This is a genomic window from Capnocytophaga sp. oral taxon 332 str. F0381 (genome assembly GCF_000318275.2).
GTDB classification, from domain to species: Bacteria; Bacteroidota; Bacteroidia; order Flavobacteriales; family Flavobacteriaceae; genus Capnocytophaga; species Capnocytophaga bilenii.
Genome location: NZ_KB291294.1, coordinates 56,581 through 79,314 on the forward strand (window position 1 = coordinate 56,581; position 22,734 = coordinate 79,314).

The following is a 22,734-nucleotide window of genomic DNA, read 5'->3' on the forward strand; positions in this document are numbered from 1 at the left end:
TTGTTAGAAACTAAGTGTACTTAAATTCTTTTTAGCATCGGCATTCCCTTCATTTGCTGCCTTTTCAAAATACACTTTAGCATTAGCTTTATTGCCCAGCATATAGTAGCACGAACCGCGATAGTTGTTCAGTACGGGGTCTACTACTACGCCCAAAGCCTCTATTTGGTTAATATCGGCAATTACTTTTTGATACTGACCCAAGTTATAGTAACAGAACGCACGCAAGCGGTACGCTTCTATATGCGCAGGTACTTTTTCTAAGAAAGCCGAAAATACTTTAGCAGCCTCATCAAAGCGCTGAGTATTGTAATAATTTACCGCTTCAGCATAAAGTGGCATAAATTGCTCCACCTGCACTCGTGAGGTAAGTTTGTTACGGTTATTTACAATATCAGCATTATCAGGAATATATACAAAAGCACTATCAATAGTAGCTTTAGCATCGGCTATCATTCCGTTCTTTTCTTGCAAGTAAGCCAAGGCATTCCACGCTTGTGGCTCATTGGTGCGCTTGTAGTACATTGCTGCCTCATCTACATCTATACGGAATTTTTTAAGTGTCTGTTTCCATTTAGGTATTACCGCAGTACTATCTTTTTCTAAACCTAAATACTGTTTTAGCAAGTGGATAGACTCTTGCTCTTTGCCCATATTGTTCAGCGCAAAAGTTTCTAAGTTTAATGCTCCAAAGAAATTAGGTTTTATCATACGCGCTTTGTGAGCGTATTTATAAATACTGTCGTTGTTCTTTTCGGGTTCCATAAAGTACGATACTGCCATAAAGTATTCAGGACGCGCATCGTAAGGGTGATAATTGATAGTTTGTAGCACCTTGCGTGCTTGGTCAAACTTTTGTTCGTCTATCAGGTAGCGTGCTTTTTCCACATCCACAGGCTCTGCCACCGCCGTAAGGTTCGGCACGCGCGGATAGTTGCGTATTAGGAACTCACCAGTTGATTTGGTAGGGCGCACGTTGCTTTGTTCTTCTTTTATCATACGTTGCATTTTAGAAGAATCGAAGTACATACGTTCTACCATCACATTTATCGCTGCTGTAGCCAAAGCTATTAAGCCTATAAAGCCTACTGCCATTAGTGGCAACTGTTTAGGAGCACTTTCGCTAGCCTCCTCGCGTTTCTTTCGGTAATAAATTACACCCAATCCCACAGCTATCCCTACGAAAATACTAAATAAGGCTTGTATTTCAGGGCGGTCTTGCGGAAAGTTAAAGAAAGCATCAAATGAGTAAGCAAAAAGTCCAAAGAGCGGTAAGAAAAACCAATACTCTTGCTTGCTATCCTTGCGCCTATAAGTACTCCACAAAAAGTAATAAGCTGCCAAAAGGAAGATAGCTACAAACGCCAACCCTGCAAAAATACCCGCTTCGGCAGTGAGCTCCAAAAAGTCGTTGTGGTTTTTGTACATATAAATGTAGTGCGGACTGTACGAGTTTTCGTATTGCAAAAAGCGCACTTTCCAGTTTCCAATACCTACCCCCAAGATAGGATCATTAGGAATCATATCGGTAGTGGTAATTAGCCAAGCTGTTTTACGCAAGTTGTTACTGCTGTTTTCCTCGCTGGCAACGGTAGCCAAACGAGCCCCAAAGTTCGTACTTTCGCGCAACTCTTGTGGGTATAAAAAGTTTTGTACAAATGAGAATATCCCAAAGGCAACTAAGGCAATCGCCAAGTGCATCAGTACTTTTTTGCCAATTTCACGGCGTTTGAATACGAAAAAGTCGATAGCACCATAAACAATAAAGATGATAATCGTGATAATCGTAGCCAAATAGAACGAACGGGTACTCATAAAGAAGATAGCCATTGTGCCTGCCAATATACCTGCGGCGCCCAAAGTACGTTGCCACATTTCTTTTCTGAAGTAAAACAACCAAATGGCAAAAGGCAGCTTGATAAACATTGCCGATGCCAAGATGTTCTTGTTAGAGTATCCCCCCTTGATATTGTAACTAAAGGCGTTATCTAATCCTTTGATGACCCCTTTTACCCCTTGTATGGTAATGACAAAATCATAAAGCAATAAGAAAGTCATTGCCACAGCTAAAGGCACGAGGTTCTTTTTGTTGAAAATTACTAGCGCCGATACCATCCACGCCGCTGTAAATACGATAAATATTTTAGAATAGTGCAATATAGCCTCTTCCACATCAATCGCTTTAGAGAACGACAGCAAGGCAAAGACCATAATCACACAATAGGCAATACCTATTTTGTTGCTAAAAAAGCCAAAAAGCACTTGGGTGCGGTCTCTAAACTCTTTGATGAGAAATACCAAGGCTACCACTATGAGGTTAAGGATAGCAAAAGTGTAGAACTTAGTAGCGTTAGAGTCAAAAGCCATCCAGTTGGGGGTGATTACCGTTACGTAACCATAAGCTATCAGTAGTAGTGCTGCCAAGGCGTTTAGCAGCCAGTTTTGGGGGGCATCACCTGCTTTTGCCGTTGCCGTTACAGGCGCAGACTTTGCAGGGGTAGTAACTCGTGTTGGGTTGGTAACAGTCGCTTTTTTCTTGCTCATTGTTAGTTATTGTTATTTAGTATTTAGAATTAGTCCTTTGTTTTAAGTTGTTAGTCTTTAGCTATCACTCTTACATATTATCTAACGACTAAAATTGCCTGTGCGGCTCGCACCGACCATATTATGACCATAATAACGCTTCTATTTCTCGTTCTACTTCCTCTTGTGAAGAAACCTTTCCCATTTCTTTATCTTTTAGTCCTCTTAAAACGGCTTCTTCTTCAGAATGTGTCATTCGGTATTTTGTTATGGTTTCTTCAGTAGGAGAAACAAAGCGAGGGTGAGCTATCTTAGTTTCTTCTAATAGATGTGTGTTCATTTTAATTTAGTATTTAGAATTAGTCCTTAGTCTTTAGTTGTCACTCTTGCGGCTCGCACCTAACCTCAATCATTTCATAAGGTAACCCTATTTGTTGTACTACAGCTTCGGTACGCTCCTTATGAGTATCAGTGATAAACAGCTGCCCGAAGTGCCCTTGAGTAACCAATTGCACCAATTGCCTTACACGGCTGTCGTCCAGCTTGTCAAAAATATCATCTAATAGCACTATAGGCTTCTTTTGCAGTTGCTGTTTTAGCAATTCGTATTGCGATAATTTTAAGGCTATCAGGAATGACTTTTGTTGTCCTTGGCTGCCGTATTTTTTTATGGGGTAGCCTTCTATTTCAAATAGTAGGTCGTCTTTATGAATACCAGCTGTGGTATATTGTGCCGACAAATCCTTACTGTAGTTCTCGCGCAATAAAGCCGCCAAGCTGTTGTGGTGTAGTGCGCTATGGTAGTGCAGACTTACCGCTTCGGCTTTGCCTGCAATATAGCTGTATTGTTTGCTGAATTGCGGCTGGTATAGCTGCATAAAATCACTGCGCTTTTGGTAAATAAGTTGCCCTATAGGGGCTAATTGCTGGTCGTATATAGAGAGAGTCTCCGTAGTAGTGATGCCCGTTTCAGCCATTTGTTTTAGCAAGGTGTTGCGCTGCAGTAGCAACCTATTGTAACGCAGCAACAGCTCTACATACTCGCGGTCTGTTTGGGCAATAACACTATCCAAAAACTTGCGGCGTGTTTCGCTGCCTTCAGTAATTAGATCTCTATCAGCAGGCGAGATAAGCACCATAGGGTATTTGCCTAAATGGTCAGCAATGCGTTCGTAAGCCTTACCATTGTGTTTCAGTACCTTTTTCTGACCTTTTTTTAGGCTACATACAATTTGTTCCTGTCTTTGTTCGCTTTCAAAGAGTCCCTCAATCAAATAAAATTCCTCATTATGCCGAATATTTTGCAGGGCGTTACTACTAAAATAACTTTTCCCCATAGCCAAGTGATAAATAGCATCTAATAAATTTGTCTTTCCAATGCCATTATTACCTGTAAAACAGTTGATAGTAGCACTGAAATGAAAGGTTTTATCGCTGATATTCTTATAGTTAAGAATGGTTATTTTCTTTAAAAACATAATTAGTGAGGCAAAAGTACAAAATAATTACGAATACACAAAAAAGTATGTGTTAATTTTTAGTCAGTTAGGAGCAAGACTCATAGACAATTACCCACTTTTCTTCACTTAACCTTCGCTTAGGGTATGCTAAAAAAATAGTCATTAGTCGTCAGCTTGCGGTATGCGCTAACGACTAATGACTAACGACTAGCGGACTAACAGCTAATCACTACAATTCTTCATACTCAAAAGCTGGGTAACCTCGCTCGCCTTTGTCATCTTTCAGGCGTAGAAATTTCAGCTTGTAATATCTGCCTTCACTATCACGTACCACAGCAAATAGCTCATCGCGCACCAAATTACCTACTTGGTTATCACGCCAATTGCGCCCTATTGCCATTTGGGTGTTATAACGCGCATTGCCAAAAGCTATTTTTGCAGCTTTTTCTTTGCTGTAAGTATTGTAAGGAGTAGTACGAGTGTCGTACAAGGTCGCTTTAGTACCTCCGTGCAGGTTGGTAACTACCAAATCGGGGAAGAAGGTAACGCTGTTTTGAGGGGATAGTATTTTTTCTTCATCGGTGCTAAACCAGCTCGTAGCAGCGGTAAAACACAAGTCCCAATTAGTTTTTGGAGGTTGCACTTGTACTATTTTCTTATCGTGTAGGCTGAAGAAAATAAAGTTATACAGTGGGTTTTTATTAATAGTAACTTCTTCTATCTTTTCGCCCTTAGTGTCGGCTGTTACATAGTTGTGGGCGTATAGCATTCGGTAGGCATTGCCACGCCTCATTATCTGCACTTTCATCCAGCCCCTATCACTACCTTTGAGGTCTACACTACCTATTTCAGGGGTTTTAGTACTGATGTTGCTACCTAAGTTCAGCAAATACACTTTGTTATCTACATCATTCACAGCTATTTCTGCAATAGCAGTGCCTGTACCTTTTATAACCTCGTTGGTAGTGCTATTCACGCTGGGCGATAAGTGCCCGCGAGGGTCATCTACAATATGCGATGAGATGAGCACTTGCGAGGGTAGGGTAGGGTCATCGCTTAGCAAGATACTTGGCACCGTATGCACAAATTCGTTGATGTTACGAGTTGTAGCCGTTACAGTCATTGCTATAGCAGGGTTGATAATCACCCTGAAATCATCGCCACAATAAAAAGCAATATCCCACGCATCGCGTCTTACTTTAGTGATTTGCTTGGTAGCGAGGTCTACATACACTTGGTAAGGCTCATTAGCACCTCCCATATCCACTTCCACTTGGTTTTTAGCTACTTTTGGAGGTGTAGGGATTTCCTTAGGACCCTCATCTTTCTTTTTACAGCCTACAACTACAAGCGCTGCGGCTATCAATAATAAATACTTTTTCATATGATGGTTTGTTATGTTTTGTCTATCTTAGTGATTAGTTTTTAGTGATTAGCCCGTGCGGCTCGCTCCTAACGATTAACGACTAAATTATACGTTAATTTAGCGTAGAAACTTCGTCCGTAGCCCAAGGGGTAGTTTAGGCGTATCGGTTGTCCCTGCAAGGGCGTTTGGGTAAGACTCACATCTATAGTATTTAGCAAGTTCCTAGCCCCCAAACTCACCTCCAAACGCTTTTGTAAAAACCGCTTTTGGGCAGAAATATCAAGCCAACCATAAGGGTCTAAGTCGCCCATTACATAGCCTGTCCCGCTCATTAGCCACATTTGTGATTTGCCTACAAACTTGTAATAGGCAGAGAAAGCACAATCCCACGCTTTGATATTGTAGCTGGCACTCGCATTAGCGTTGATGTTTAGCAAATAACGACTATCAGTTTTAAAACGATCAGTGTCTATACGCTGCGAAATCCATACAAACGATGCCCCAGCCGATAGTTCTAAACTATTCAATTTTAAGCTATTAGTAGTAGTAATATTAAAGTTGCGGTATTGGCTCACGTTGATGTATTGAGTGTGAGGCGTACCACCGTCAAGATTTTGCAGTACGTTGTGTATTTTGTTGTTGATGCGGTTATAGCTACCGTTTAAGGTATTCATCAGCTGTGTTTTCTCCCCCAAAATACTACTCTTCTTAGCACTGATTTCTGCCGATAAACCATCTTCGGGCAATAAGTGTTCGTTGCCCAAAAAAGCGTGCCCCATAAATATATTGCGAGTGTACAGCTCCTCAAAGCTGGGGGTGCGGTACGATTTTCCCACCGAAGAGCGTAGTTCAGTGCGGTGTGGCAATAAGTACCTGCCGCTCAGCGAATAAGCGTATTGGTTTTTGAATAGCCGCTGCACCGAATAGCGCATACCGGGGCGCACCGATAGTTGCTTGCTGAGGCTTACCTCAGCCACTGTGTAAAGGTCGTAATTATCTACGTTCTTGCGCACTTCTTTCAGGGTACTCCCCGCATCGGTGATAAGTGAAAAACCCTTGTTGTGCGTTAGCTCGTAGCCCAATTGCCAATTGAGTTTGTTGCCGAAGAAAGCACGGCTAAATGTACCCACACTATACCACACGTTCATATATTGGGTAGTGCGCTTGCGGTGGTTGATATCCTTGCCTAAATTGATGATATACCTATAGTTATCCTCCTCGCGCTCTTGGTATTGGTATGATCCTGAGAGGTTGTAACGCCATTTGCTCCAAGCGCCATTGGCATTGAGGTGATGAAAACGCCGCAAATATGTATCGTGCCTATCATCGCCAAAAGCGTAATAACCATACGTGCTGCTATAAGAGTTTTCAGGCGAGCGGTCTATGAAGTAGAAATCATCGTTCATATACTCAAATTTGTATAGCAGCTGGGTATGTGGCAACTCGTAGCTTAGTACTATGTTGGTCTGTAAGCTATTATTAGGGGGCGATTTGTAGCCCCGCTTGTTGTCAGTAAGGTAATGATGCTTGCCTTGGTACTCTCCCCAATAGCCATTGTACAAGTTGCGATAAGTACCTACAGAGGCATAGCCGTTTTTGGCAAACTGATACGCTGCCTTAAAATTCTGTATATGCCTTCCTTGGTCGGTAAGGCTGTACTCCTTGCCTATGCTCTCTTCTTGTAGTGAGTAGGTCAGTTCCCAAGGGTGTTCGCTTTTCTTTTTGGTAATGATGTTTAAGATGCCTGTTACCGCATTAGCACCGTGAGTTACCCCCATAGCCCCTTCCACAATCTCTATCCGTTCCACATCTTGCATATTTACCTGTGAAAGGTCGGTATTGTTGCCTAATCCGTTTTCGCTCACCAAGGGCACATTGTCAATCAGCACTTTGAAGTAGTTACCCCCCAAGCCAAACAATGATACCGTTTGCTTACCCGTGTTTAGGTTAGGCTGCACCGTGATGTTGATGTATTGGTTTAGCACATCAGCAAGGCTTACAGCACCCATTTTCTGTATTTGAGCGTTGCTAATTACTTGCACGTTTTTCACTGATTTTGCTACTGATTGCGGAGCTATCTGCCCCGATACCACTACCTCGCTCAGTTGTATTACCTTTTGGGTAGTAGGGCTCACTTGGGGAAAGCACAACAAGGGCAACAAAAAGAGTAGTTTAAAAATAATCTTCATACTTCTTGTCTTTTCGGTAGATAGTTTCAAGAGCGTGTCCACTTCTGTTGCCATAAATGTGCAAGTTGCCATTCTCAAGGTCAAAAATCGTATTGCCTACAAAACCATTTTTCTTAGAGCTAACGATAATTTTAGCTTGGTTCTCCGATACTTTATAACTACCTTGGTAAATAGTTTCTTTACAACCTTCACTGCCAATGTCGTATTGGTAGATAGTAATATCCGTTTCGGTAAATACAATCTTTTCTTTGGTTTTGCATTGTCCGCGTGCAAAGTCTTCGTCATAATTATACAACCCGTCTATCCACCAGTGGTGTACATACCAAGTGCCTACGAGCTCTTTAGCGGGGTTGTAAGTGTAATCTTTTTGATAGAAGAATGTACTGCTAACGCTGTCACCATTGGGCAGTGTTGCGGTAAGCACTAATTGCAGCTGTTTGTCTTTTAGGGTATAGCTGTAAGTTTCGGTTTCGGTGCCTATCAGCTGCAAGGTATTGGTAGCGGTGATGGCTACGTCAAATATCTCATTGCTGTGCTTGCAAGTGCCTTCGCCTCTGTCAGCACTTTCACCTTCCGAAAGTGCTAAGTGATAACGTACTTCTCGGGCTTTGCGTCCTTCTAAAAACGTAATTGAGCTATGCCTGCGGCAGTTGCTCAAGTTGCGTTCTTTGCCTTTGTTGTTGCTGTCGGTAATTTTTATAAGCTGCCAGCGTCCTATCAGCGGGGTGTAAGCATCGGCACCCTCTTTTGGGGGAATTTTCTCTGATGGTGAGTCCTTTTTACAAGCACTCACCACCAAAAGAAAACTCAATAATAAAATAAAGTTTTTGTAGTTCATTTCTGTAGTTAATTTACAATAATTTCCACTGCCAAACGTTTGCCCGAGAAGGTATCGGTAATGATAACCTCTTCGTTACCTCTTTGTAAGCCTTTCACCACCAGTTCGCTTTTAGTAGCGTTATAGGTAATTTGCGCAAATTGGGTAGCTGCTATTTGGTAGTTACCATTGCCTGTTACGGCTATCGTTTTGCTTTCGCCTACCGATAGGCGTAACACATTAGGTGTAAGAGTAAAAGGAGTTACCACCCGCACGTTTAGTGTTTTTTGGGTTTGGCTTATCTCATCTATAAAAGTAAGAGTAGTAGCCCCTTTTTTCTGACCGTATAAGCGAAAACGAGCCTTGTTATTTTGCTCTTGAGCGTAAGCTACTATCACCTTGCTTTCTTCGCTTTGTACTATTTTGTAATCACCATTGCCACTCTCTACACTGAAGTCTACAAATTCACCCTCGTTTATCATAAATTCTGTTTGGCTAAGGGTTAGCGGCTTAAATCCTAAATGTCTGTTAATTTTTGCCGCAAAGTAGTGCCATTCCTTTTTGTCTCGGTAGTCTTGTGTAGCTTCTTTCGGCACTATAATATCCGTAAGTGAGGGCGGAAAAGGCGATATAAAGCCTGCACCTCTTTCTCCTAATCTCAGTTTAGGCGGAAAAGTGCCGTAAAGTGTGATTTTTACCAAACCAGAATCTTCAAAAGCCGCCGTACTAATGTCGCTCACGTTCTTGGGTATTTCTATCTCTTTTAAATTTACACAGCCTGCAAAAGCCTGTTTTTCTATAGAGAAGAAATTTTCGGGCAGCTCAATCTTGTTGATACCGCTATCGGCAAAAGCCAATATCCCAATAGTCGTGATATAAGGCGACAGCTTTACGTAGGTGAGCTTGCTGCAATCCTGAAAGGTACCTCGTTCAATTTTGGTAATATGCTCGTTGTTGCTCATTACAAAATCACTCAGGTTACTGCACTTGTAGAACGCAAATTCCCCTATATGCTCAATCTTGTCAGTTAGTTTTACCTGTGTGAGTGCCGTGCAGCCCGAAAAAGTGTTAGCTGCAATGTGGGTAACGTTGCGCAACACAGGGTCGGTGGTAAAATCTATTGTACTGAGGCTATTGTCGTTCCACTTTAGCAACGTTTTTTTGTCCTCACTTAGCTTATAAGCTGTTGCAGGAATACCCTTTTCGGTAGGCTTTACAGGCGTTTCCTCATTAGGTTTTTCCTTTTGGCAATTGGTAAAAAAGAAGCTGGTTAGTACAATGGTTGAACACAAAATGATTTTTCTCATTATATTTAGAATTGTTTTTAGTTTTTTGCTTTAGCCGATAGTGGTTTGTATTTTATATTGCTATCCTCATTTTCCACCAATCCCCAATTTTCATCTTTCTTGTAAGTTTCTACAAGTTCATCGGGCACGTAAATAAAGTGCAAGTTTTCAAAATCATCTATCGTTACCACATCCCAGCGAGGGAGGGTCTTGCTGGGTAGTACCAAGTAATCTACATTGCTACAACCCGCAAATGCATCTCTTCCTATAGCCTTTACGCTAGCGGGTATTTCTAAATGAGTGATTTCGCTACAATTGTCAAAAGCCATAGCACCTATTACCTCCAGCCCCTCTTGCAAAATAACCTCTACAAGTTTTTCATTATTAGCAAAAGCCGCTTCGCCAATGTGTTTCACGCTGTGAGGGATTTTTACGCGTTCTAAAGGTAGGTTTGCAAAAGCAAACTTGTCAATCTTCTCAATACCCTCGCTAAAATTCACACTTTTAAGTTTTTCACAGTACAAGAAACAGTTTTCGGGTACTATTTTCAGCGCACTAGGCAAAGTAGCACTTTCTAAGAAAGCCATCTCGCCAAAAGCGTTGGTACCAATACTGCTCACCTTGTCCGAGAGGATAATCGTAGTAAGCGCATAAGGCAGCGGTGCATCTTCACTTTCGCCGTATGAAAAGCGGAAAGCCTCATCACCTATATGTTCTACATTGGCAAGTTTAGGGTCGGAGCGCATATCCAAGTGCAAGGTGCGGAAGTTTGTCCAAGCAAGGAGTGTTTTGCCGTCTTTGCTCAAGCGGTAGTTAGGTAACTGCTGAGGTTGTCCCCCCGATTTGTCCCCCATTTCATAACCTGTCCCCCAGCCTTCAGCCGTTTTAGGCCCATACAGTTTAGAATGATTAGGGTTGCTGCTGTTTAGCTGCAAATACAAGTCGCCAATATTTCCTTTATCAGCGGCAGGAGGCGTAGTGCCCGAATAAATAGTATTGCCTACCGAATTGGGTTCTACTAAAGCAATAGGATTGTTGCCCCAGCCTGTATCTGTTTTAGGACCGTAGAGTTTTCCCGATAGTTTGTCCAAGTAATAATCACCCTTGCCTCCCACATCGGCAGCAGGAGCTCCATTGCCAGGGATAATCATACTCCCTTTATTTACAGTAACGCGTTCTATAGCCTCTTTGCTACAACTGCTGCTAAGAGTCGCTGTAAGTACGCAACTCATAGCTATAAAAAGTAGATGTTTCATAACAAAAAAGGTTTATTAATGAATAGCTTTAATTAAATTTTTGATGTCCGAGCCCGAAAAATGGTTTATATACTCATCTAAATACTCAGTAGGCACTAATATTTCGCTCAGTGAAGTAGCTTCGCGAAAAGCATCTTCAGCAATACCTGTTTCGGGATATGCCCCCAAGAAAGTAACCTTTTTTACCCCCGAACCCTTAAATACCGCACTGCCTAAGGCTTTCAAGCTGCGTGGCAATACTACCGATTGTAAAGCGGTACATTCTTCAAACACGTTTTGATGTATGTTTTCTAACCCTTCGCCTATTTGCACATCAGTAAGCGATTTGCACTTTTCAAAGGCAGCAAATTTTATACTTTTACAGCTACCTGGTATTTTTACGGTAGTGAGCCCAGAGCAGTTGTGAAAAGCCTTTTGCTCTATCACTTCCAATCGGTTAGGCAAGTTTAGTGTAGTTAGGTACCAGCAGTTTTCAAAAGCTGTTTCGTCTATCTGGCTGAGGTTTTCGTTAAACACTACTTCCTCTAAGTAATAACATTTTTTGAAAGCCGAAGCCCCTATAGTGTTAAGCTGAGCCCCAAAAATTACCTTTTGTATTGCTTTATTTCCTGCAAAAGCAGCCACTTCTATTTTTTCTACCAAGTTGAGAGGTGTTTTGCTCATATCAATAATTTGCGATTTGTAGTTTATCCAAGCAAGGAGCGTTTTGCCGTCATTATCCAAGCGATAGTTAGGCAGTGAAGCATCAGGGTCAGTATTAGTGCCCTCGTTGGGAGCACCACCTATGAGGATACCGTTACCCCAAAGATTACGCGTGCGAGGCCCGTACAATTTGCGGTTTGCAACGTCTATATACCAATCGCCCTCTTTGTATTTAGGGTCAGTATTGCTGGGCGCACCACTTCCCGAATATATTTTTGCATTCCCCACATTATCCTGTTTGCCAAAACGCCAAGGAGTACCCCAACCGCCGTTTTCAGTTTTAGGACCGTAAATTTCAGCAGTAGTTTCATTGATATAGTAGTCGCCAATTTTCCCGTCAGAGTTTTGAGGCGGCACATTACGGCGGATAATGTCCGTACCATTTTGAATTTCTTCCCGTTCTTCTACAGGCGTTTTGCTACATTCCACAAAAGTAGCAGCGCAAAACAATGCTGTTGCAGCACAAATAATTAACTTTTTCATTGTATAATGGTTTTTAATGTTTTTGTATTTTTTTGTAATGGTTTTTGATATTTGTTCAATATTTTTCTTTTACTCATCCCTTTCTCCCGTCACACCAGTCCCATAATTCAAAATTCTTCTCACCGAACCTTCAGCGAAGGATGAGCGAAGGATGAGCGAAAGATACACCGCTGGCGCAAGCTTGCAGCTTATGCCCAATTCAAAATTCAAAATTCAGAATTCAAAATTCTAAATTCTTCTCAGCGAAGGATGAGCTCTAAAAACGCTGCAAAAGTACTGATTATTTTTATTAACACCAAATAAAATCGAATTATTTTTACTATTATTTTCTTATCGCTTCGCTAATAATATCAAAAAAGTTAAAATTATATATAAAATTTAAGAATTTCAAATGTTAAAATTTAAACTTTAAATTCTTGAATTATTGACATTTAACAAATTTATCAATTAAAATATTTTGATTAAAATTTGTCATTCCAAAAAAATGTAATAGATTTGCAGCAATTTTATAATAATTCTAATTTACAACTAAACAAATATGACCTATAAAATCTATCAGTACTGTTGTTGGTTGTTATGCCTTACTACCACAATAGGATATACGCAAAGCTATTGGAATGAGGATGTTAGCACTCAAAGAGCCAACGCTAATACTTCTTCTCCTTACAAATATTACACCCTCAACAAAGAAGATTTTGCGAAAGCACTTCATAATACCACCTCTCGGGCTTATAATCAGTACACTATAATTACCCTTCCTGATGGTAACGGAAATTTGGAAAAATTTAACGTAAAGCCTTCAAGCGTATTATCGCCCGAATTGGCACTGCGTTACCCCGATATAGAAACCTACCAAGGCTATGCGGTAGACAATCCCGAAAAGGCTGTAAACTTCACCTTTTCACCCGCAGGGCTGTCGGTAATATTTACCGAAGGATTTCATTATGCCTTCGTGCAGCCCACCGATAAAAAAGGCTTACACCACAAAGTCTATGTCCGCCAAATAGCAGTACCTCCTATGTACTTTGGTTGTCATATCCCAGCGCAAGCTGTTCAAGACGCCTTGCGCCGAGAGCAAACCGACTCACAAGCTCATTTCACCCAGCGCAACAATTTCGAATCGCAAAGTGTAGCTCGCACTATCAAAATAGCTGTAGTAGCCACCTATGAATATGTAAAATATTTCGGAGGCGATAAACGTGTAGCTTTGGCTCAAATAGTCTCTACCGTTCAGCGTGCTAGCCAAGTGTATAAAACACAAATGGGAATTGATTTTCAATTGGTATCGGGCGAAGAAACAATCCTAAGCAAAAAGTCAGAAAGTGCCATTTCCGATTTAGTAGAAAAAGCATCTTTAGGCTCAAATGATTGGACTGGTGCCCCTATACAAAAAATATTAGACGAAAAAGTAGGCAACTCACGCTACGACGTAGGGCACTTATTCCACGACACTTACAACCCCAATGGCAATGCAGGTTGTATAGGCTGTGTGTGTGATGACAACAACAAAGGCAAAGGTTTTTCAGCAGGCAACTTCAAAGCTTTTGAAGATTTAGATAGGTTCGATGTTGATTTCTTCTGTCACGAATTAGGACACCAAATGGGGGCAACCCACTCGTTCAACCTTTCTCGCCCTTATGAAGGATATGGAACACAAATAGAGCCCGGCAGCGGCACTACCATTATGGGTTATGCAGGTATCACAGGGGCAAATGATGTACAACCCCGCACCGATGCTTATTTCAACCACCTCAATGTAAAACAAATAGTAGATTATATCAAAAAACAAAGCTGCCCACGTTCCGAAAACTTTGAAAATAAAGCCCCTCAAATAGATAGTTTGCTGCCTTATACAATCCCTAAAGGAACTGCCTATGTGCTACGAGGGCACGCTACCGATGCCGATAATGATCCCCTATATTACTCTTGGGAACAGAGCGACAACTCTAGTGCTATTAGTGCTGATAGATTTTCACCCAATAACAGTTCAGGCCCTATGGCACGTTCACTACCCCCTAATCCCTCACCCGAACGCTATATACCACGCCTATCACGCATCTTGCAAAACCAGCTTACTGAGCGCGCTCCCAACCGCAATAGCGAATGGGAAACGGTCAGTAACGTAAGCCGTAACCTCAATTGGAGCTTAATGGTAATAGATAGAAAAATGACTGCCCGCAATAGGCGCTCTGGCGATAATACCTTAGGTACTACCAGCTTCGCCAATATGAAAATAAAAGTGGTAAGTACCGCAGGTCCCTTCGAGGTAAGCTCTCATAGCCAAAAAAGCTATTGGTTCTACGGCACTACCCAAACCATTACTTGGCAAGTAGCCAATACCGACAAAGAGCCCGTAAATACTCAAAAAGTAACAATACTCTTTGCCCCCAATGGCAGCGTTTTCTCTATCACAATAGCTGCTCATATCCCTAATAATGGAGTCTATACCTTCACCGTTACCGATACCTATAGCGCTACTGCAGGACGCTATATGATTACTGCCGATGACAATATCTATTTAGCAGTCAATAAAGGAATAGTAGTAGTTAAAGAAAACGGCGATATAGACGGCGATGGTATACCCGATAACCGCGATAATTGCGTAGAAACCGCCAATCCCAACCAACAAGACACCGATAATGACGGCATTGGCGATGTATGCGATGATGATTTAGACGGCGATGGCGTGCCCAACAACCGCGACAACTGCCGCAATACGCCCAATCCTAACCAAATAGATACTGATAATGACGGTATTGGCGATGTATGCGATGACGACCGCGATGGTGACGGTGTCCCTAACGACCGCGATAACTGCCCCAATAAACCCAACCCCGACCAAAATCCTGCTATCTGTAGTGGCGACCAAGACCAAGACGGTATCTTAGACGATGACGATAACTGCCCTGCAACACCCAATCCCGACCAAAAAGATACCGATAGCGACGGCATTGGCGATGTGTGTGATGACGACCGCGATGGCGATGGTATCCCTAACGACCGCGATAACTGCCCCGACATCTCCAACCCCGACCAAACAGATACTGACGGTGACGGCATTGGCGATGCCTGCGACCCCGATGCCGATGATGATGGTATCCCCAACGAACAGGATAATTGCCCTTATATACCCAACCCAACTCAAACAGATACCGATAAAGACGGCATTGGCGATGCTTGTGATGACGACCTCGACGGCGATGGGATTCCTAATAATACTGACAATTGCCCCTCAACACCCAACCCCGACCAAAAAGATACTGATAAAGATGGTATTGGCGATGCCTGCGACCCCGACCTTGACGGTGATGGTATCCCAAACGAATATGATGAAGAACAAGATACCGTCCTAATACCCAACGCTTTTACCCCCAACGATGACGGTATCAACGATAAATTCTTTATACATAGACTTACCGCTTATCCCGAAAATAACCTGAAAATATACACTACCGAAGGAACGCTTATCTATGAAGCTCACAATTACAAAAGCCAGTGGAAAGGAATTGGTAGCAATGGGCAACGAGTACCCCGTGGGTACTATTACTACAAGCTCACCCTGAAAAAAATAAATGAAACCAAAGAAGGCTGGTTGTATATTAATTATTAAAAATAACCATTACTCTTTAGCTGTTAATCCTTAGCCTATATAGCTCGCTTCTGACGGCTAATGATTAAAGACTGATGGCTAAAAATAAATTATTCGCAATAAAACTATGTTTTTGTTGCGAATAATTTATTTTTATACCCCAAACCTTTATTGTTACTTCTTGTGAAAAGATACCCCGCATAAGAAGGTGAGGTAGTCAGGTGAAAAATAGCTTATTTTTTAGTGCTAAAATTCATAGTTGATTATCAATGTTTTAACACCTTATTAAACAATACCATTCTAAATAATAGTTTTCTGATGAAAAAAAGTGTTAATATATTTGTACTGTAATTAGCACCAGCTTAATTTTGTTCAATATAAATAATAATAGCTATTTATACTAATTATACTGTTTGTAATGTTTTTGCTAAAACATTGCAAAAAAAATAATTTTAAAACTCAATAATATTTATCGGTTCAAAATGAAAAGATTATTAATCGGTGCAGCTATTTGCTGCACACTCACGGCAACAGTAACAAGTTGCAAAAAACAAACAATTGAAGAGCGTACCGAAGTACAAGAAGGCTCTGATATCCGCCGCGGACAAGTACCCCCAAATAATGACGAAGGTAAGGTAGGCGACTACTATATCAACGAAACTACTTATGAAATATACGGGCCTAAAACGGCTCAAGGGTGGGGGGTAGCTGTCAAATTTGGTAGTGCTCACAATGAAAGTTCCAAAATACGCTCTGGTGCTGGTGCTCCTTCACCCAACGAAGGCTACGAAGGCGATTGGTATATAGACCTTGAAAACAAAGTACTCTACGGGCCTAAAACTTCCAACCAATGGGGAACAGGTATCTCTTTAGGCAAAAATACCAACAATGGCACAAACCAAACCCCCGATAGCGAATTGCCTAACTACCGCCTCAGCAGCGACCGCACTATACTTCTTTATTGGTCAAATCCTAAAACTCAAGTGTTGGATATGAACCAAATCGCTGAACTTGCCAATGTAGAAACAATAGCCGAAGGTGCTTTTGCCCGAAAACGCGCCTTGAAAAAAGTAACAATAGGTAATAATGTTACTAAATTTGAAGGTGCTGTATTTGAAGGCGATTTATACCTTGAAGAAATTGTCTTTGGCACACAAGGCAAATTGCGCGCTATAGATGTAGATGCTTTTGCGCGTTGCTATTCATTGAAAAAAGTTACCTTGCCCAACGGATTACAACAATTAGGATACAATGCCTTTGCAGAATGTATAGGCTTGAAAGAGGTAACTGTACCAAGCTCTTGCGAGGCTATTTTAGGCTTGGCTTTTGAAAAATGTACTGCACTTACCCAAGTAACCCTTAACGAGGGATTACAACAAATACAAGAAGGTGTATTCAAAGGTTGTACTGCTTTGCAAAAAGTAGTATTCCCTGCTTCACTTACCTTAATGGGTGATAATCCTTTTGAAGACTCTAGCGTAACCGAAATTACTTTCAAAGGTGATGTGCCTCAAATGAATGGTCAATTTATCCCTGTGAATATTACCAAAATATACGTATTACCGGCTTACCTAAATAATTATAAGAACTCTCCTCACTTTGCCGAAATCAAAGATATGATTGAGCCTTTAAACTAAGTAAATCACCCTAAAAAAATCAGATGATGAAAAAAGTTATTACAGCTGCCTTATTGGGGGTGATGTTACTTACTTTGCCTACGGCTTGTGTCAAAGAAACACTTGAAAAAGTAACCGTAAAACGCGGTACCAAAATATGGCTAAACGCAGGAACTCCAGCCTTAGATACTGGGCGTATAGGCGACTACTATATTGATAGACTTACAGGATTGCTCTATGGGCCTAAAGCCGAAACAGGCTGGATAGGCACACCTATCCGTTTGGTGAGTAGCCATAGCTTAGAAGAACCCAATACCATACATTCGGGTGCTACCCGCCCACCAACAACAATAGGTAAAATAGGCGACCTTTATATTGATACTCAAGCCGTAAAACTTTACGGGCCTAAAACAGCACAAGGCTGGGGAGAAGGAGTGAAAATTGGCGGTGTACCGCAAACTCCTCCCAATGATTTACCGAACTATAGGCTGAGCGAAGACGGCACAACTCTATTAGCATGGTTCAACACACAAACACTATTTATTGATATGCGCACAGATAGTCGTTTAAATAAGGTAACCGAAATCGCTGCCGGCGCATTCAGAAATGAATTAGAGTTCGGAATACCAGAGTCGTATGCCGTCCGCTCGCTTATAATCAATCGTGGAGTGAAAAAAATAGGAATGCGCGCCTTTTCGGGATTGCAATACTTAGAGGCTATTACACTACCAGGGAGCTTACGCAAAATTGAACGCGGTATCCTTACAGGTTGCGAAAGGCTTAAGTATATCAATTTAGAAGACGGTATAGAAGAAATTGGCGAATTTGCCTTTGTGGGCTGCATAGCCGAAAGTATCAAAATACCGCATACCGTGAAAAAAATAGGACGTGATGCCTTCCACGAATGGAAAAACATTACCGAACTGAAACTGCCCGAAGGGGTAGAACAAGTAGATAGTAATGCTTTCGCTTTCTGTACTTCACTGAGGGTTATAGACCTCCCAGCAAGCTTGGGCAGAATGGGTAGTAACACACCTTTTGAACGTTGTTCCAACGTGCAAAGTGTGATTATCCGCTCCAAAACACCACCTGCTTATCCTGCTTACCACATCTCATTTGGCAATAGGGTAAATATCTATGTGCCCGATGAAAGTATAGAGACATACAAGAATAGCGACTGGGCTTCTTATCTCGATAAAACAAAGATTAAACCTTTATCATCATTCACCCGATAAGTAAATAATATATGAAAAAGAGTTTATTTATCACAGTGTTATGTATGTTGTGCGGCTTAGTGGCTTGCGAGAAAGAACAACAGCCAGAGGTACCCCCCGATGTCCCCGAAACCCCACCTCACCCTATAGTAGGTGAATGGCGTTTGATGAATATTATCAATAACAAAGATACACTTATCTTAGAAAATTGTGCCCGCAAATCATCGCTATTGTTTAAACGAGATGGAACGCTCACTCGTACCTTCTACCAAAAAACAGAAGATGACTGCAAGCCTATACCTGAAGCGCTTACTTATACGGTTACTACCAACAAGGTCGTGTTGCAAACAGACGCTAATACCGAAAATTATGACTATACCATTGTGAGCAATACACTCACGATGGTATATAAAAACCAATCGGGAGGCGTGCAAACAAGTACTTATGAGAAAGATTACAAATATGACTTGCAAAAAGAGCTCATCGGTACTTGGTACATACACCACCTGAGGCGTGATGGCAGGTATAATTACGACTGGGTGCTTACCAATAGCAACTGCCGCAGCCAACAAAAAATTGTCTTTGACGGGAATAATATTGAAATTCACCAATATAAGATAAAAGCAGGTTGCAAGTTAGTGCTTTTTGAAGGTACTTATAGGGTATTGCCCAACTTGAGAGTTATAGAGGCTCGCTCTAAACGCTTCAATAAAGTGGGGCTTACCGAATTTGAATATACCAAAGACCAGCTCATCATTTACCGTTGGGTGGGCAACGAGCTGGAAGAAGAAATCTATAAGCGTACCCCACGATGGAAGTAACAACCCTTAAAACATGGCTGTGCATAATAGTACTGATGCCCTTAGCGGTATTAGCACAACCCAATGATAAGAAAGCCGATAAGGTAATAGATTTGCAAGAGGTGGTGGTATCTGCACAAATAGAACCACAATCACTTAAAAAAGCAGTGCAAAACGTGCAAGTAATCAGTAGTGCCCAAATAAGCAGAATGGGCGCTACTACCCTTGCCGATGTCCTCAACCAATACCTGAATATCACCATTCGTCCCGATGAGAATACGGGTAAGCAAACCGTATCACTCTTCGGTTTAGATGCTAAATACTTCAAAGTGCTGGTAGATAACGTGCCCTTGGTGGGCGAAAACGGCTTTGGCAACAATACCGACCTTTCGCAGGTAAACTTGGAAGATGTAGAGCGCATAGAGATTGTAGAAGGTGCTATGGCGGTAACGCACGGGGCTAATGCTGTAACAGGAATACTGAACATCATCACCAAACGCACTACCCAACAGCAATGGCAATTGCGCTACTCATTGCAAGAGGAAGCCATCGGCAAAGAATACAATTGGGTGAATAAAGGTAAGCACTTGCAGAACTTCAAAGCTACAGCGCAGCTTGCCAAAGGTTGGGTGGCTTCATTGGGTACTAACCGCACCGTGTTTAATGGCTATTACGGCGAGTTTAAAGGTAAAAATTACTTAAAAACCGATGAAAAACGTGGCTATAAGCGCAGTCCTTATGAAATGTTGCAAACCTCGGCTATGCTCTCATACCAGCGCAAAGACTTTTCGCTGTTGTACAAGTTTGAACGTATGGACAACCTCTTCAGGTTCTTCGATCGTACTGCCGAAACTACCTATAGCCCTATCTATGATGAATATACCTATGGCGATGACAGGCGCACTAAGTTTATGCGCAACTATCACCACCTGAACCTCAATGGCAAAGAAGGACTATGGCGTTACAATGCTTCTTTTTCTTATCAATATCAGGAACAAGAAGAAGATAAATTCCGCTATATGATAGAATACCAGCAGGAAATAGGACACGAAAAGCGCAAAACACAGTCTATGAATGTGTATTACAGCACCGGCTATGCCAGCCGACCGTTTGCTAACAAAAGGTATAACCTGCAAGTGGGCTATGAGCTTACGCATAATATTGGCTTTTCCGACATCAAAAACGAAGGACAAACCATTAAGCAAGTAACCAAAAATGTAGATAATTACGACCTCTATTCGGTACTGGAAGTAAATCTCACCGATAAGCTTTCATTACGACCTGGAGGGCGTTACTCTTTTCAAAAATTGTTTGATAACCAATACGCTTATTCCCTATCGGGCAGGTATCTATTTGGGCGTAATATAGAGTGGCGTGCTTCGGCAGGACAAGCCTACCGCACCCCTTCGTTTGAAGAGCTCTACACGCGTAACATCTTCAGCGGACACTCATTTGTGGGCAATGAAAGCCTCTTGCCCGAACGCTCACTCACCTTCGAGACAAATGCCAAAAAAACAACTGTCTTTGATGATAAAGGTAGCCTAACAATGGTAAATAATTTGGCATTGAGTTATAACAATATTACCAATAAAATAGAAAATGCCTTGCTCGATATAGAAAATGGTACCCCAAGTATGCAATTTATCAATGTAAGCAAATATTATAACTACAACGTGATTACTTCGCATAATTTCAAAATAAACAAATGCGAGCTATCTTTGGGAGCTTCCTTAGTATGGATAAGTCAGCAAATGAAAACCGAAAAGTTTTATACCGATGATAGGTTTTTGCTAAACCTGAATGCCAATCTTGGCGTAGCCTATCAGTTTAGTCCGCTTTTTTCGGCTGCGGCATACTACAAGTTTGTAGGGCGCGCACAACGTTGGGTAACCACTTCCACAGGCTATCAGGTAGCAGATACCGACCCCTATGGCTTTGTAGATGCTTCGGTACAGAAACTTTTCTTGCACAAGCGCTTAGAATGTTCCTTAGGAGTGCGTAACCTCCTGAATGTGGTAGATATCAATTATACACGCACTTCGCTCACGGGGCAAACTACTACTCTAAACTTCCCATTGAGTGCGGGGCGTAGCTTTTACGCAAAACTCACTTTCAACTTGAATATTAATCATTAAAAAAAAACATCATTTCATATGAAAAAGTTTATTTTATTTATTTCAGCAATAAGTATGTTGGCAACAGTAGGTTGCAAGAACGACGAAGATACTAACGAGGTGAAAAAAACTCTGCCTACGCCCGATAAAGGTACAGTAACCAATACTGCGGCTACCAATGAAACTTCACCAGAACCACTACCCGATGACGGCAAAGCCAATGGTTACACTACAGTTACCCCCGAAACACGCTATGTGATAACTCCCAATGTAGGCGGGCCAAATGAGCCTAACCAAGTGTACGTAGACCTTTCTACCAAAGAAACTTTTGTAGTAAAACGCGATGCTTGGGACTTGGCGTTCTATTGCGGTAATGACGACTTCCGCGTTGTCCTAAACGCTTCTTTGGCAATGACTGTTAAGCCTACTAATAATGATAAATTAGAAACCTTTATTCAAAAAGATGAGAATATGATAGTAGGTAAAGATAATACCAATCTTAATATGCCTATTGCCAATCATTATATTGACGAGCCTAGTGGTTTGTTTAGAGGAAATGGAACAAAAGGTACAGGTACTGCCATTGCCCAAATAGCCGAAAGAGACCAAGACAACAAAATATACTTGCTAAATATGGGCTATACCGTTAGTGATGTAGAACCCAAAGTGGGAGGGGTAAATACGCTGGGCGACCACCGTGGCTGGAAGAAAATTAAAATTGTACGCCACGAACAAGGGTACAAAATTACTTATGCCGATCACAATGTTTCACGCCCTGACGACTTTAAAACAATTATCGTAAAAAAAGACCCTGCTTACAATTTTGTCTTCCTAAACTTAAGCACAGGCAACTACGTACGTGTACAACCTAAAAAGAAAAATTGGGACTTGTGCTTTACTACCTATACCAGCTGGAGAGGAGCTAACAGAGAACAAGCAGGTAATCCTGCTAACGGAGTAGCCTTTTTTCCCGATATTGTAACCGTAAATATACACGGGGGCACGCGTAACACTTTCTTCAAATACACCGATAAAGAAGAAAGAGACCGCCGTTACCCATTATATACTAAAGAAAAAGCATTGAAAGTGAATTTTAATGATGAAAAATACAATAACCAAATGTATTTTGGTAGAGTTTGGCGTGACCCTATTAACGATAAATTGCGTGATGACCTTATTTTTGTGGTGAAAGATAACAACGAAAATTATTTCAAAATAAAGATGCTGGGCTATAAAAATGATGAAGGCAAACGTGGTTATCCATCATTTGAGTATGAACTACTGAAATAAGAGCGTAATTTTGGCAAAGTTTTTGCGGC

15 protein-coding genes are annotated in these 22,734 nt (G+C 41.5%); 6 read left to right on the forward strand and 9 right to left on the reverse strand.

Annotation, left to right across the window (positions count from 1 at the left end):
* Positions 1–3 precede the first annotated feature (3 nt).
* The 9 genes from HMPREF9075_RS04825 to HMPREF9075_RS04865 all read right to left on the reverse strand — a co-directional run bounded on the left by HMPREF9075_RS04825 (position 4) and on the right by HMPREF9075_RS04865 (position 12,082).
* Positions 4–2,544: an O-antigen ligase family protein gene (locus HMPREF9075_RS04825; protein ID WP_009415376.1), complete on the reverse strand. Its 2,541-nt coding sequence runs from the start codon at positions 2,542–2,544 to the stop codon at positions 4–6.
* A 121-nt stretch (positions 2,545–2,665) separates the two neighbouring features.
* The gene (locus HMPREF9075_RS04830) at positions 2,666–2,863 is read right to left on the reverse strand and encodes a hypothetical protein (RefSeq protein ID WP_009415377.1); all 198 of its coding nucleotides are present in this window, start codon (positions 2,861–2,863) and stop codon (positions 2,666–2,668) included.
* Between the two features lie 40 nt (positions 2,864–2,903).
* A complete protein-coding gene (locus HMPREF9075_RS04835) occupies positions 2,904–4,001 on the reverse strand; it encodes a DNA replication/repair protein RecF (RefSeq protein ID WP_009415378.1) in 1,098 nt (365 codons plus the stop codon).
* A gap of 211 nt (positions 4,002–4,212) precedes the next feature.
* Positions 4,213–5,367: an HmuY family protein gene (locus HMPREF9075_RS04840; RefSeq protein ID WP_009415380.1), complete on the reverse strand. Its 1,155-nt coding sequence runs from the start codon at positions 5,365–5,367 to the stop codon at positions 4,213–4,215.
* Positions 5,368–5,435: 68 nt separating this feature from the next.
* Entirely contained in the window at positions 5,436–7,538 is a 2,103-nt protein-coding gene (locus HMPREF9075_RS04845) for a TonB-dependent siderophore receptor (RefSeq protein ID WP_009415381.1), read from the reverse strand.
* On the reverse strand, positions 7,522–8,376 hold the full coding sequence (locus tag HMPREF9075_RS04850) for a lipocalin family protein (protein ID WP_009415382.1): 855 nt from the start codon (positions 8,374–8,376) through the stop codon (positions 7,522–7,524). The genes HMPREF9075_RS04845 and HMPREF9075_RS04850 overlap by 17 nt, the downstream gene beginning before the upstream one ends.
* An 8-nt stretch (positions 8,377–8,384) precedes the next feature.
* Complete coding sequence (locus tag HMPREF9075_RS04855) at positions 8,385–9,662, reverse strand: leucine-rich repeat domain-containing protein (RefSeq protein ID WP_009751363.1); 1,278 nt, start codon at positions 9,660–9,662, stop codon at positions 8,385–8,387.
* A 17-nt stretch (positions 9,663–9,679) separates the two neighbouring features.
* Positions 9,680–10,897, reverse strand: coding sequence for a leucine-rich repeat domain-containing protein (locus tag HMPREF9075_RS12560; RefSeq protein WP_009751364.1), 1,218 nt, complete (start codon positions 10,895–10,897; stop codon positions 9,680–9,682).
* Between the two features lie 15 nt (positions 10,898–10,912).
* Positions 10,913–12,082, reverse strand: a complete 1,170-nt coding sequence (locus HMPREF9075_RS04865) for a leucine-rich repeat domain-containing protein (protein WP_009751365.1) — start codon at positions 12,080–12,082, stop codon at positions 10,913–10,915.
* Between the two features lie 538 nt (positions 12,083–12,620).
* On the opposite strand from HMPREF9075_RS04865, the gene HMPREF9075_RS04870 reads away from it, so the two are divergent.
* From HMPREF9075_RS04870 to HMPREF9075_RS04895, 6 genes are all read left to right on the forward strand, one after another.
* Positions 12,621–15,692, forward strand: coding sequence for a thrombospondin type 3 repeat-containing protein (locus tag HMPREF9075_RS04870; RefSeq protein ID WP_009751366.1), 3,072 nt, complete (start codon positions 12,621–12,623; stop codon positions 15,690–15,692).
* A gap of 461 nt (positions 15,693–16,153) precedes the next feature.
* On the forward strand, positions 16,154–17,308 hold the full coding sequence (locus HMPREF9075_RS04875) for a leucine-rich repeat domain-containing protein (protein WP_009751367.1): 1,155 nt from the start codon (positions 16,154–16,156) through the stop codon (positions 17,306–17,308).
* A 26-nt stretch (positions 17,309–17,334) separates the two neighbouring features.
* Positions 17,335–18,522: a leucine-rich repeat domain-containing protein gene (locus HMPREF9075_RS12565; RefSeq protein ID WP_009751368.1), complete on the forward strand. Its 1,188-nt coding sequence runs from the start codon at positions 17,335–17,337 to the stop codon at positions 18,520–18,522.
* Between the two features lie 11 nt (positions 18,523–18,533).
* Positions 18,534–19,322, forward strand: coding sequence for a lipocalin family protein (locus tag HMPREF9075_RS04885; protein ID WP_009751369.1), 789 nt, complete (start codon positions 18,534–18,536; stop codon positions 19,320–19,322).
* Positions 19,313–21,436: a TonB-dependent siderophore receptor gene (locus tag HMPREF9075_RS04890; protein ID WP_009751370.1), complete on the forward strand. Its 2,124-nt coding sequence runs from the start codon at positions 19,313–19,315 to the stop codon at positions 21,434–21,436. Before HMPREF9075_RS04885 ends, HMPREF9075_RS04890 begins: the two co-directional genes overlap by 10 nt.
* Positions 21,437–21,454: 18 nt before the next feature.
* Positions 21,455–22,705 (forward strand): HmuY family protein, encoded by a 1,251-nt coding sequence (locus HMPREF9075_RS04895; RefSeq protein ID WP_009751371.1) that lies wholly within the window; start codon positions 21,455–21,457, stop codon positions 22,703–22,705.
* Positions 22,706–22,734: the final 29 nt, after the last annotated feature.